Origin of the sequence: Rhizobium sp. S152, from assembly GCF_030380735.1 — a bacterium.
GTDB lineage: Bacteria > Pseudomonadota > Alphaproteobacteria > Rhizobiales > Rhizobiaceae > Rhizobium.
Genome location: NZ_JAUDRZ010000008.1, coordinates 477,669 through 490,179, shown reverse-complemented (window position 1 = coordinate 490,179; position 12,511 = coordinate 477,669). Strand labels below are relative to the sequence as shown.

Sequence of the window (12,511 nt, the reverse complement as noted above, 5' to 3'; positions counted from 1 at the left end):
AGCTTACCCGAGACTTACCCCTCTTCCGTCGCGGAATGAGACGGGCGGTGTTCACTCCTCGGAAACCTTGCCACGTTCGGTTTTGATAACCATCCCCCGAGGCAAGGTCTTCTTAACCGCGATTTTTAAGCTGTCTCGAACAGCCGGCGCCTATTGTTCAGCCATAGAGGGCGAAAAGCCCCGAGGAGAAGACCGGAAACCGGCTCTCAGGTAAGACAAGGGTGAGAATGAACATGAACAACACCGTTATGAAGCCCGCATGGGCCGGCACGACACTGCGTCTCGATCCGTCGCGCTTCCCCCAGCAGGTGAGCTACGCCATTCACGACTCCACGAGTGACGTCAGCATAACGATAGACGAACGCGGCGCGATCCTGCGCAAGATCCTCCCATCGAGCGGCCTTCCACTTTCAATCGCCCTGCCGAAGCGCGCCTTCAAGGGCGTCGCCGCCCGCGCCATCGACCATGGCAACGGCGAAGTCACCGTGACGCTCGAACTGCACCACGAAGATCCGGAACTCTGCGTGCCGCTCTTGGTGGCCCACGACCTCTCCGACATCGCCGCCGACTGGCGCGGCTGGTCGGAAGCCTTCCGCATTCCAATGCTGATGGTCGAGGCAGATGGCGTTGCCCGCCCGCTCGAAGAACATCTCGGCGACCTGCGTACCAACACGCTGAAGCCGCGCCGCCGCCACTCCTACTTCGCCAACCGCCGCCCCCGCTTCCTCGTGCGCCGCACGACCGGCAAGCTCGGCGTCGCGATGAAGATCGAAGGCAAGGAAATCATCGCCCGCAGCTAAGTGGGATGGATCGACTTAACGGAAACACCCGGCCAGCGCGCCGGGTTTTTCGTTTTCGGACCTTGGTTGACAAATGGCGGCCCGGCCATAAGCTGCGTGCACGCCTTTGAGATCGCAACCGTCTTTCGGAGATGAGCGTCATGCCGGTCGTAACAAAGTGCATGAGACGGCTCTCGCTGGCGATTGTCGCCCTTTCCCTTTCAGCCCTGACGGCAGGCGCCGCTACCCTCGACGGCATCATCGAGCGCGGAACGGTGCGCATCGGCTATATCGATGACGAAGCGCCCTTCTCCTCGGCCAAGGCCGGCGCCGAGCCGACGGGTTACGCTATCGACCTGTGCAACAGGATCGCCGACGACATCGAGCACCAGGTTCCGGAGCTGAAACGCGAGTATGTCCAGAAGACGCTCGCCAACGGCTTTGATGCGGTGAAGGATGGTGAGGTTGATCTGCTTTGCGGCGCGATCACCGTCAATCTGGAGCGGCGGGAGATCGTCGACTTTTCGCAGCCCATCTTCCTGACCGGGGCCAGCGGGCTGCTTCGCAAGGATTCGCCCGGCTACCTGCAGACGTTCTTTTTCGACAAGCCGGCCGTCAGCGCCGTCAGCGAACGCGTTGCGTCGACAAGCGTCATCGGCGCGCGGGCGAACTCGACGACGGGCGCCGCGTTGCACGAGGCCATGAAAGGCCAAGTGTCGAAGACGACGATCGCCGATTTCGCAACGCATGAAGAGGGCCTCAAGGCGCTGGAGGATCACAAGATCGACGCCTATATCGGCGATCAGGTGTTGCTCACCAGCCTCGCGACCCGGGCGCGCGATCCATCCCTGCTCGAGGTCGGCAATCGGCTGTTCACGCATGAGCCCTATGCGATCGCCGTGCCCCGAAACGACGCCGATTTTCGGCTGCTCGCCGATCGCGCTTTGACGGATTTCTATCTGTCCGACGATTTTCTATCTGTGCTCGACAGCTATTTCGGCAGCGATGCGCCAATGCTGCACACGCAGATCATCATGCAGCACGTTCCATAGGGACTGCGTCCTACGGCAGCACGAACAGCAGCGACAGGAACAGGCCTGCAAAGATGATCATGCCGACGCGGTTGTTCGACTTGAAGAGCACGAGGCACTCATCGGCATCGTTGATATCGAGCGTGACGATCTGCCAGGCGAACATGCCGGCTGCGACCAGAAGACCGAGATAGGCGACGATGCCGACGCCCGCGAGCAGGAAGGCGGCGAAGGTGAGGAGCAGCATCAGGCCATAGAGACCGACCAGCCATGGCTTGGTGTTGTCGCCGAACAGGCGGGCGGTCGAGCGCACGCCGATCAGTTCGTCGTCTTCCTTGTCCTGGTGGGCGTAGATAGTGTCGTAGCCGATCGTCCAGACGACCGCGCCGACATAAAGCAGGACCGGCGCCAGTGACAGACTGCCGAAAATGGCGGCCCAGCCCATCAGCGCACCCCAGGAGAAGGCCAGACCGAGGAAGAACTGCGGCCAGTCGGTGAAGCGCTTGGCGAAAGGATAAAGCGCGACGATGCCGAGCGACGCGACGCCCAATATGACCGAAAACCAGTTGAGCTGGAGAACGACCAGCAGGCCGACCAGCGCTTGCAACAGGATGAAGATCTTCGCCTGCGTGCGGGTGACGCGGCCCGACGGCAGCGGCCGCGAGCGGGTACGGGCGACTTCCATGTCGATCTTGTGGTCGACGAGGTCGTTATAGGTGCAGCCGGCGCCGCGCATGGCGACGGAACCGATGAAGTAAAGCAGCAGGTGCCAGATCAGCTGGCTGCCGGAAAAGAGCCCGACATGCGCGGCCGCATTGGCCGCCATCGCAGCCGACCAGAAGCACGGCCAGAGCAGAAGCTGCCAGCCGATCGGCCGGTCCCAGCGTGCGAGCTGCGCATAAGGCCAGAGCCATGGCGGCAGCACCCGGTAAACCCAGTTGTTGGAAGGCGCATCGGCGACGCGGCCGTTGATTCCGTCGATCTGTTGCATGCGGTCATCTAGCGACGTGGGGGATGGTGGGTCAAGCGGGATGGTGGGCTCGAGTAGACCTGCGTGGCAAAACGACTCGTTACGAGTTATGGACAGTCAGAGTTGAAATCTCTGCTTGATCGTGTTCGCGCATTCGGCGGGCGAGACATTGCTCGTATCGAGCTCGAGATCGTAGCTCATCCCGCTGTGCACCCTATCGAATTGCCATCTCGCCAATCCAAGCATCCGATCTCCACGCTTCCGCTCCCGCTCCTCTAGCACTTCAAGGCTTGCGAAAACGCCCACCCGATAGAACTGGAACGGCCTCAAGAGCTCTGCATATTCCCTGCTTCCGACGTCATCCGCTCCGATAAGAACATCATCAACGATGAGATCGAGCCCTTGCGCCGCCATTGCCCTGATAGAGTGGCGCATTCCTTTCATAAGCCTTTCGCCTAGCGGACCGTTTTTGATCGCCACGACGGGAAGGCCATCTGCGTCTGCAGTGGTCTCATAGATGAATGCATCAGGATGGTTTTCATGGGCCTGGGGCAACATGTTGAGAAACATATCCATCTCCACATGCAGAAACGGACGCCCGGCAATCCGCTGCAGTTCTCGGGCAATCGATGATTTCCCCGAACTCCCTACGCCGTTAAGCAATATGATCCGCGCAGCTATTGAGCTCATAAATACTCCTAGGGATCACGGCCACAACTCTGGCTTACATTTCATTCCATCGTCTGATCACCGGCTCGGTCAGATCGTGCTCGTAGCCGAGAACGCTGATGCTGGTCGTATCCAGCACGAAATGCGCCCCGCCCTCTGGCGGCAATCCGATCCAGCGGGCGGCCAGCACGCGGAGGAAGTGGGAGCTGGAGAAGATCAGGATCGCGGCGTTCGCCGCGCGGATCGCCGCAATGATACGGTCCGCTCGCACGCCGACATCGGCTGCCGTCTCGCCATCCGGGCAGCCGTCGCGAAAGAGTTGCCAGCCCGGGCGGCTGGCCAGAATCTCCTTGGTCTTGATACCCTCGTAGGCGCCATAATCCCATTCGGCGAGATCGTCCTTGACCACCATCCGCTCTCCGAACCCGGCAAGGCGGCAGGTGTTGCGGGCGCGCTGGGATGGGCTCGACCAGACCTCGGCGACGGTCAATCCCTCAAGACGCGGCCCGACGAGACGGGCGGCGGCTTCGCCGTTTTCCGTCAACGGGATATCGCTACGGCCGGTGTGGCGGCCCGACAGGCTCCATTCGGTCTCGCCGTGGCGCACAAGCGTGATCTCGGGATAGGCACTGCTCATCTTGCAACCCTTTCAAAACGAAACAGCGGAAACGAAAAAGGCGCGGAGTTTGCCGCGCCTCTTCATGCGGTCAGAGAATAACCTTTTCGAGCGGCGGACGCGTTGCCTCGAATTCCTTCAGCTTCGCCTCGTTCGCGGCGATATAGTCGCGATTGTCGGGGGTGGAATACTGGTTCTTGGAAATCTGGATCTGCATGATGAAGAGCTCGTCCCAGCGGAAGCCCATCTCGGAGCCCGCCAGATAGAATTCCCACATGCGGAAGAAGCGTTCGTCGTAGAGCGCCACGGCTTCCGCCTTGCGCGCCACGAAACGCTCGCGCCAGTGGCGCAGCGTGTAGGCGTAGTGTAGCGGCAGGACCTCGACGTCGCGCACCAGAAGGTTCGCCTTTTCGATGGCCGGCAGCGTCTCCCCGATCGAGGGGATATAGCCCTGCGGGAAGATGTACTTCTCGATGAAGGCATTGGTGGCGAAGCTCGGCTTCGGCCGCGAGATCGAGTGCAGGACCATGACGCCGTCATCGGCGAGCAGCTCGTGCACCTTGCGGAAGAAATTGCCGAAATTGCCGATGCCGACATGCTCGAACATGCCGACGGAAACGATGCGGTCGAACTTCTGACCCTTCATCGTCTTGTAGTCCTGCAGCTCGAACCGCAGGCGATCGGACAGGCCGCGCTTTTGCGCTCGCTCACGCGAGATCTTCAGCTGCTCCTCGCTGAGCGTGATGCCCGTAAGATCCACGCCCGGCGTCGATTCCGTCAGGTACATGCCCATGCCGCCCCAGCCGGAGCCGATTTCCAGCACCCGCTGATTGGGCTCAAGCAGGAGCTTGGCAGCGATATGCCGCTTCTTGGCGACCTGCGCCTCCTCCAGGCTGATGCCCGGCGGATTGTAATAGGCGCAGGAGTATTGCCAGTCCTCGTCCAGGAACAGCTCGAACAGCTTTTCGGAGAGATCGTAGTGATGCGCGACGTTGCGCTTGTTGTGATTGACGGGAAGACGGCTCTTCAGCTGCTGCAGGGCAATGCGGCCAACCAGAAGAGCTGCCATCGGGATGTCGAAGACTTCGTTGGTCGTGTTCTGCTTCACCAGAGCCAGGAAGTCGTAAATGTTGCCCTGTTCGAGAATGAACCGGCCATCCATGTACATTTCGCCGAGCTTGAGGGTGGGGTCGCGGCGGATCAGTCGTTCCGCCTCCTCGTCGGCGATGCGGGCGGCAACAGGATCTCCCGTGCCGTCCCCAATCGTATGCGTCTCGCCATTGGCGAGCGTGAGCTTAAGGTTACCCTTGCGGATGATTTTCTGGACAATCGATAAGAAAGCCGACGCCATCAGTTAGGCCTCGCAATGTGACAGGTTAGTTCGGTAAACTTAGCCCCTCTCCGCCGCCTTACAAGCGCCGCATTTGGCACCTTGGCAACATGACTGCCAAAGTGTGATATTTTTGCAATGCTTATCTCTAAGCCCTTATTTTCGCTTCATGGCTTCGGCAAGCGCTGCGCCGAATGCCCCCTGGCTCTCGCTCTTGGGGCTGGACGTGCGCCGGTCGTTTCCACCGCGAGGGGCTGGATTTGAACGCGTTTCGCCACGCGGCGGAGGCGCGCCGGCGCCATCGTCCTTGCGCATGGAAAGGGCGATGCGCTTGCGTTTGGCATCCACCTCGACGACGCGAACCTTGACCACATCGCCGGCTTTCACAACTTCGTGAGGATCTTTGACGAAGCGGTCGGCAAGCTGCGAGACGTGCACCAAACCGTCCTGATGGACGCCGATATCGACGAAGGCGCCGAAGGCGGCGACATTGGTGACCGTTCCCTCAAGCGTCATGCCCGGTTTCAGGTCGGAGATCTCGTTGATCCCTTCCGCGAAGGTCGCGGTCTTGAAGCTCGGGCGCGGGTCGCGGCCGGGCTTTTCCAGTTCGGAGAGGATGTCCTTCACCGTCGGCAGGCCGAACTTGTCGTCGATGAACTGGCGCGGATCGATCGATTTCAGCGCAGCGCTGTCGCCCATCAGCGAGCGTAGGTCGCGGCCGCAGGCGGCGACGATCTTCTTGGCGACGCCATAGGCTTCCGGATGCACGGAGGAGGCATCGAGCGGCTCCTTGCCGTCGCGGATGCGCAGGAACCCGGCGCACTGCTCGAAGGTGCGCTGGCCGAGGCGCGCGACCTTCAGGAGATCGCGGCGGGTCTCGAAACGGCCGGCCTCGTCGCGATGCCTGACGATGGCTTCGGCGATCGACGTGCCGAGGCCAGAGACGCGGGCGAGCAACGGAACCGAGGCCATGTTGAGATCGACGCCGACGGCATTCACCGCGTCTTCCACCACGGCATCGAGCGAGCGTGACAGCTTCTGCTGGTCGACATCGTGCTGGTACTGGCCGACACCGATGGACTTCGGCTCGATCTTGACGAGCTCGGCGAGCGGATCCTGCAGGCGGCGCGCGATGGAGACGGCGCCACGCAAGGACACGTCGAGATTGGGGAATTCGGCGGCGGCCGTCGCGGACGCCGAATAGACGGAGGCGCCGGCTTCCGAGACGATGACCTTGGTCGGCTTGGGCGCCGGCAGCTCGGCCAGCATGTCGGCCACCAGCTTTTCGGTTTCGCGGCTGCCGGTGCCGTTGCCGATCGAGATCAGCTCGACATTGTGCTTGCGGATCAGCGAGGCGAGCTCGATTTGCGCGCCGCGCACGTCGTTGCGCGGCTGGAAGGGATAGACCGTCGAGGTCGCGACCACCTTGCCGGTGGCATCAGTGACGGCGACCTTGACGCCGGTGCGGATACCCGGATCGAGACCCATGGTCGGGCGCGATCCGGCGGGGGCCGCGAGCAGCAGGTCCTTGAGATTGCGGGCGAAGACGTGGATCGCCTCTTCCTCGGCGCGTTCGCGCAGCTCGCGCATCAGGTCGAGCGACAACGACATGGAAAGCTTGACGCGCCAGGTCCAGCTGGCGACTTCCATCAGCCAGCGATCGCCCGGGCGGCTCGCGCCGATCTCGTAGGCGGCAAAGATCATGCGCTCGACGGGCTTGTTCGGCGAGGCAGTCTCGGCGTCGGCCTCGATCGTCAGCGTCAGCACTTCCTCGTTCCAGCCGCGCAGCATGGCGAGCGCACGGTGACCTGGGGCCGTTGCCCAGCGTTCGGAATGGTCGAAATAGTCGGAAAACTTCTCGCCCGCAGCCTGCTTGCCATCGACCACCTTGGCCTTGAGCAGGGCGGCACCGCGCATATGGGCGCGCAGCTTGCCGAGCAGGTCGGCATTTTCGGCGATGCCTTCGGCGACGATATCGCGCGCACCTTCCAGCGCCGTCTTCACGTCGGGAACATCAGCGGTGATATAGGCCGCGGCCAGCGTTGCCGGCTCTTTCGAGCGCTCAGCCAGGATCGCCTCGGCGAGCGGTCCGAGGCCGCGCTCGCGGGCGATCTCGGCGCGGGTGCGACGCTTCGGCTTGTAGGGCAAATAGAGATCCTCAAGCTCGGCCTTGGTGGCAGCGCCCTTGAGCTTGGCCATCAACTCGTCGCTCATCTTGCCCTGGCCTGAGATCGACTCGACGATCGTATCACGGCGGGCTTCGAGCTCGCGCAGATAGACGAGGCGCTCGGAGAGATCGCGCAGCTGCGTATCGTCGAGCCCGCCGGTCACTTCCTTGCGGTAACGCGCAATGAACGGCACGGTCGCGCCCTCATCCAGCAACTCGATCGCGGCCTTGGCCTGCTCGGGCCGGGCATTGATCTCGGAGGCGATGACTGCGGAGAGCATGCGGATATCAGCGGCCATGATGGTTCCTGCGTTTTTATAAAGTTGGCGGACCATAGCGGCGAAAAGCGGCGAGGCAATGCTTGAGATGGGTTTCCACAGCGGAAGTGGCAGCGACGATCGGGGCACGACGGCCAAAGCCGGGATGCTTGGCGCCAATTGCGGACGAAATCTGCGGCAGCTTCAACCTGATTGCAGCAAGCGCTACTACAGACGCTTGATCACGCTGCATCTGCCATCGTCGGACAGCGTCACTGTGCCGTGAATGTCACCTTCACGCCACGCTGCCGAAAGTAGGCCTGCATGAGTTTCCGGCCGGAGCGATTGCCGTGCACAAGCTTGGCCGGATCGAAGACGGCCTCTTTCAAGCCCGCCCGCGTCAAAGCTGCCTTGAGGGCTGCTATATGCAGGTCGATGTCAGCATTGTCCGCCCGGAGCGATTCATAAATACGGTCTGTTGCCTCTGCTACGGTCGGTTCGCTCACGATACACTCCTGTTGTTGTCTGGCTGCCGCTTAGCACATTTTTCGGCTTGACCCTATTGCAGTGAAGACTGTCCACGTCACCACCAGAAAGAGCTTTGCTGGCAACTCTATGGTGGAAGCATAGCAACCGAATGTCCGCATTGGGCCGACTTCGGTCTTCCGCTTCGCGCCAGAAGCGGTCGTCTAGGGAGGCGTGATGCAGACTTCGCTGCACCATAATAAAATTTTAGGTTGTCACCACGATGCTGTGGCTTGTGTTTCGGAAATTCCGAGGTGGTAACTCCTTGCAGACGTCACTAAAGCTGATGCTCGTCGCTATCTTTCTTCCGCTCGTCGCTACCACAACGCAGAGTATGGCGAGCGACATCGACCACGAAAGCAGAGATATACCCCGACTTATTGATCCGACATGTGAGAAACTCAACTCCATCTACAGGAGAATGAAGGAGCTAGCTCTCTATCGAGAAACTATCTTTGAATTGAGGGCCGACGGGACGCTGCAAGAACGCATGGCGTTGATTATTCACGGCGATTACGTTTATCAAAAAAGAGCCGATGAAACGACATGGGATCGCAGGAGCAACGAGACCCCATACTGGCAGGCTTTTACCTCATGCACGGCTAAGAAGGCCAAAGGCACTGCCATCTATTACGCCACCTATCATAGAGGCGGGCGCATTGCCGGGGCGGAGGTGTGGACCACGAAAGACGGTGGTTCGATCACAAAAATTGTGCGGCGTTACCCGACCGACGATCATTTTTTTCCGTTCCCGACAGCAGTGTCTATGATGGATTATAGACAGAAAGCAGTCAGAATACCGAAGCATTATACTTGCGGCGGAGCACCCTGCCGGTACTAAAACGTGAAACGGAGCATCGGTAACGGTACATCCTTGCCAAGGCCATTTCGCGAGCCGCCCCGACCGGGCCGGGACTTCCCGCGCCTCAACAGCCAGAACCGCTGATGACTGATTTGCGCCAATAGGGGACATCCGTTTTAGGCGACGCGCTGTCCGATTTGGGCCGATGGCGGCCCTACCGCGCAAGCATCTTGTGACAGGGTTGATAGCATGACGACTATCAGGGGCCTGCCTCACTCAGCCGTCTTCGCCAGTATCTCGCCATATGTAGAAAGCGTTCCCGAGCTAAAGCCATGCACTCAGCATGTCCATAGCCATGAATGCAGAAGCATGGAGAGCTCGCTTTCCAGATTGCTTGAACCAGTGAGCTATCAACGCGCTTGCCCACCATGCGAGCAGTATAAAAGCGATGGAGTGCTCAATGCAGATTGCAATCAAAATGAGACCCAGCAAACACAATCGATAGATAGTCAGCTTATTCATGAAGGTCTCGTCACGCTTTCAGAAACTCTTTGGAGAAGAGGCCTCACCGATCGCCGCAGCCGCCCCTCGCTAGAAGAGATACTCCGAAAGAAAGAAGATCATGGCGCCACCGACGGCACTGAGGATGATGAGACGACGAACTATTTTTGGCTCACTATACCAAGGCAACGGGGCGCGAAAGAGTTCGTCGATCCGAGCTTTCTCCGCATTTTCTGTCGCCTCTTCAGTCATCTTGGGCCACACCTTAATCGACTAGCTGGAAGATTTGCTACCTTGAATTTTAGTGTCTGTCATCAGCTTTTTTACTGCATGGGAGGCGCCTAAGTTCGCCAAACCTTGGACAGTAGCCACACGCTGCTTCGTCGCAAGTTGTGCAGTAGCGGATCCCCAGCACCCTTTTCGAGGGCAGTAGGGTGAGGTGACCGTCCGCTTAGGGCCGATAGCCGACATTGCGGCCAACCGCATTGGCACTCGACCGCGAGGCGGAGCCCGTTTCCAAACATCAAAGGCTGCCGAAAGGCATTCCGGTTACCCAAATCCCCTCCCCGCCCCCATCATCCGCTTTTGCAGCTTGTAAACCTGCGCCATTCTTTGCTAGCAGAGGCGACCGTTTTCAGACCCGCAAGGTAGCGCCTTCCCCGTGGAGGCAAGGAAAGTGACATGCCCGATCTGCTGCTAGAACTCCGCTCCGAAGAGATCCCGGCCCGCCTGCAGCGCAAGGCTGCCGGCGATCTGAGGAAGCTTGTGACCGACGCGCTCGTCGAGGCGGGACTTTCCTACGAGGGTGCGCGGGAATACTGGACACCGCGCCGCCTGACGCTCGACATTCGCGGGCTGACCGCCCGCTCCGCCGACGTGCGCGAGGAACGCAAGGGTCCGCGCACCGACGCCAACGAAAAGGCGATCGAAGGCTTTTTGCGCGGCGCCGGGCTTGCCTCGATTTCCGAGGCGCAGGTGCAGAGCGATCCGAAGAAGGGCGACTTCTACGTCGCGATCATCTCCAAGCCCGGCCGCAGCGCCGAGGAGATCATCGCGGAGGTTGTGCCTGGTATCATCCGCGACTTTCCCTGGCCGAAGCCGATGCGTTGGGGCAAGGCCTCGTCGCAGCCGGGCTCGCTGCGCTGGGTGCGTCCGCTGCAGTCGATCGTCTGCCTTTTTGGTACCGAGCATGAGGAAACGACGGTCATTCCGTTCGAGATCTCCGGCATCGTCGCCTCCAACATCACCTACGGCCACCGCTTCCACGCGCCCGAGGCGATCACCGTCAAGCGCTTCGACGATTACGTCGCGAGCCTTGAGAAGGCCAAGGTCATCCTCGACGCCGAGCGCCGCAAGGACATCATACTGCACGACGCCCGCGACGTCGCATTCGCCAACGGCCTCGAACTGGTCGAGGACGAAGGCTTGCTGGAAGAGGTTTCCGGCCTCGTCGAATGGCCGCAGGTTCTGTTGGGCAGCTTCGAGGAAGACTACCTCTCGATCCCCTCGGAAATCATCCGGCTGACGATCAAGACCAACCAGAAGTGCTTCGTCACCCGCAAACCGGGTAGCGAGACGCTTTCGAACAATTTCATCCTGATTTCCAATATCGAAGCCACCGACGGCGGCAAGGAAATTATCCACGGCAACGGCAAGGTGGTGCGCGCGCGCCTCTCCGACGCGCTGCATTTCTGGAAGCGCGACCAGGGCAACCTGCCGGATCTGGAAACGCTGGAAGCCTCCGCGAAGAAGTTCGGCCTCGATCTCGCCAAGCCGCTCGACCAGCGCATGGCGAAGCTCGATGCGCTCAACGTGACGTTCCACGCCAAGCTCGGCACCCAGGGCGAGCGCGTCGAGCGCATTCGCGCCATGGCCGCCAAGGTCGCCTTCCCCGCCGGCGCCGACTACAAGCTGGTCGATCGCGCCGTGGTGCTGTCCAAGGCGGATCTGCGCACCGAGGCGGTCGGCGAATTCCCCGAACTGCAGGGCGTGATGGGCCGCAAATATGCTGTTCTGCAGGGCGAAGACGCGGTGGTATCCACGGCGATCGAGGAACACTACAAGCCGCAGGGCCCTTCCGACCAGCTGCCGCAGGACAAGGTGGCGATCACGGTGGCGCTGGCCGACAAGCTCGACACCCTGATCGGCTTCTGGGCCGTCGACGAGAAGCCGACGGGCTCGAAGGACCCCTTCGCGCTCCGCCGTGCCGCACTCGGCGTCATCCGCATCATACTCGAGCGCGGCGTGCACCTGACATTGCTGCCGCGCATCGTCAGCCACATGGGCCGGATCGACATGGATATCGGAAGCACCGTTGCCGCCGACGACATGACGCGCCAGCTCGACCTGCTCTCGTTCTTCCACGACCGCCTGAAGGTCTATCTGCGTGACCAGGGCGCGCGCCACGACCTGATCGACGCGGTATTGACGCCCGAGACCGACGATCTCCGTATGGTCGCCCGTCGTGTCGAGGCGCTGACGCATTTCGTCAGCTCCGAGGACGGCAAGAACCTGCTCGCCGGCACCAAGCGCGCCGTGCAGCTCCTGGCCGCCGAGGAGAAGAAGGGCACCGTGGTCGCCGACGGCGTCTCCGAGGCGCTTCTGAAGCTCGACGCCGAGAAGGAGCTGTTCGCGGCGATCAAGACGGCTTCGGCCGAGGCCTCCGGCGCAATCGAGAAGGAAGACTTCCGTTCGGCGATGGCCGCACTTTCGACGCTGCGCGCGCCGGTCGATCGCTTCTTCACCGACGTGCTCGTCAACGACGAGGACGCGGCGATCCGCGCCAACCGCCTGGCGCTGCTGCGCCTCATCCGCGAAGCCACCGGCACCGTCGCCGACTTCTCGAAGATCGTCGGCTGATCTGT

Annotated in this window: 11 protein-coding genes; 4 read left to right on the top strand and 7 right to left on the bottom strand. The window is 61.1% G+C overall.

The window, feature by feature from the left end; genetic code table 11:
- Positions 1–233 precede the first annotated feature (233 nt).
- Complete coding sequence (locus QTL95_RS11930) at positions 234–800, top strand: DUF6101 family protein (protein WP_289720170.1); 567 nt, start codon at positions 234–236, stop codon at positions 798–800.
- A gap of 131 nt (positions 801–931) precedes the next feature.
- Complete coding sequence (locus QTL95_RS11925; protein ID WP_289720169.1) at positions 932–1,831, top strand: amino acid ABC transporter substrate-binding protein; 900 nt, start codon at positions 932–934, stop codon at positions 1,829–1,831.
- A 10-nt stretch (positions 1,832–1,841) separates the two neighbouring features.
- Here the strand turns inward: QTL95_RS11925 and ubiA are convergent, their stop codons facing one another.
- The 6 genes from ubiA to QTL95_RS11895 form a co-directional block, all read right to left on the bottom strand.
- Complete coding sequence (gene ubiA, locus QTL95_RS11920; RefSeq protein WP_289720168.1) at positions 1,842–2,801, bottom strand: 4-hydroxybenzoate octaprenyltransferase; 960 nt, start codon at positions 2,799–2,801, stop codon at positions 1,842–1,844.
- Positions 2,802–2,897: 96 nt separating this feature from the next.
- Positions 2,898–3,470 carry a chloramphenicol phosphotransferase CPT family protein gene (locus tag QTL95_RS11915; protein ID WP_289720167.1) on the bottom strand — a complete coding sequence of 191 codons (573 nt, stop codon included), beginning with the start codon at positions 3,468–3,470 and terminating at the stop codon, positions 2,898–2,900.
- Between the two features lie 34 nt (positions 3,471–3,504).
- Entirely contained in the window at positions 3,505–4,086 is a 582-nt protein-coding gene (locus QTL95_RS11910; RefSeq protein WP_289720166.1) for a histidine phosphatase family protein, read from the bottom strand.
- A 70-nt stretch (positions 4,087–4,156) separates the two neighbouring features.
- The gene (locus tag QTL95_RS11905; RefSeq protein WP_289720165.1) at positions 4,157–5,416 is read right to left on the bottom strand and encodes an SAM-dependent methyltransferase; all 1,260 of its coding nucleotides are present in this window, start codon (positions 5,414–5,416) and stop codon (positions 4,157–4,159) included.
- Positions 5,417–5,551: 135 nt separating this feature from the next.
- Complete coding sequence (locus QTL95_RS11900; protein ID WP_289720164.1) at positions 5,552–7,861, bottom strand: Tex family protein; 2,310 nt, start codon at positions 7,859–7,861, stop codon at positions 5,552–5,554.
- 230 nt (positions 7,862–8,091) lie between these two features.
- Positions 8,092–8,328 carry a hypothetical protein gene (locus tag QTL95_RS11895; RefSeq protein ID WP_289720361.1) on the bottom strand — a complete coding sequence of 79 codons (237 nt, stop codon included), beginning with the start codon at positions 8,326–8,328 and terminating at the stop codon, positions 8,092–8,094.
- A 281-nt stretch (positions 8,329–8,609) separates the two neighbouring features.
- On the opposite strand from QTL95_RS11895, the gene QTL95_RS11890 reads away from it, so the two are divergent.
- Entirely contained in the window at positions 8,610–9,185 is a 576-nt protein-coding gene (locus QTL95_RS11890; RefSeq protein ID WP_289720163.1) for a hypothetical protein, read from the top strand.
- 552 nt (positions 9,186–9,737) lie between these two features.
- Here the strand turns inward: QTL95_RS11890 and QTL95_RS11885 are convergent.
- Entirely contained in the window at positions 9,738–9,899 is a 162-nt protein-coding gene (locus tag QTL95_RS11885) for a hypothetical protein (protein WP_289720162.1), read from the bottom strand.
- Between the two features lie 429 nt (positions 9,900–10,328).
- Here QTL95_RS11885 and glyS point away from each other — a divergent pair, with 429 nt between their 5' ends.
- Positions 10,329–12,506 carry a glycine--tRNA ligase subunit beta gene (glyS, locus tag QTL95_RS11880; protein ID WP_289720161.1) on the top strand — a complete coding sequence of 726 codons (2,178 nt, stop codon included), beginning with the start codon at positions 10,329–10,331 and terminating at the stop codon, positions 12,504–12,506.
- Positions 12,507–12,511 lie beyond the last annotated feature (5 nt).

Excerpts from the sequence above, each read along its gene's own strand:
- QTL95_RS11885 (WP_289720162.1), bottom strand. The coding sequence starts at position 9,899 with ATGACTGAAGAGGCGACAGAAAATGCGGAGAAAGCTCGGATCGACGAA.
- QTL95_RS11915 (WP_289720167.1), bottom strand. The coding sequence starts at position 3,470 with ATGAGCTCAATAGCTGCGCGGATCATATTGCTTAACGGCGTAGGGAGT.
- QTL95_RS11905 (WP_289720165.1), bottom strand. The coding sequence starts at position 5,416 with ATGGCGTCGGCTTTCTTATCGATTGTCCAGAAAATCATCCGCAAGGGT.
- QTL95_RS11910 (WP_289720166.1), bottom strand. The coding sequence starts at position 4,086 with ATGAGCAGTGCCTATCCCGAGATCACGCTTGTGCGCCACGGCGAGACC.
- QTL95_RS11900 (WP_289720164.1), bottom strand. The coding sequence starts at position 7,861 with ATGGCCGCTGATATCCGCATGCTCTCCGCAGTCATCGCCTCCGAGATC.
- glyS (WP_289720161.1), top strand. The coding sequence starts at position 10,329 with ATGCCCGATCTGCTGCTAGAACTCCGCTCCGAAGAGATCCCGGCCCGC.
- QTL95_RS11925 (WP_289720169.1), top strand. The coding sequence starts at position 932 with ATGAGCGTCATGCCGGTCGTAACAAAGTGCATGAGACGGCTCTCGCTG.
- QTL95_RS11930 (WP_289720170.1), top strand. The coding sequence starts at position 234 with ATGAACAACACCGTTATGAAGCCCGCATGGGCCGGCACGACACTGCGT.
- ubiA (WP_289720168.1), bottom strand. The coding sequence starts at position 2,801 with ATGCAACAGATCGACGGAATCAACGGCCGCGTCGCCGATGCGCCTTCC.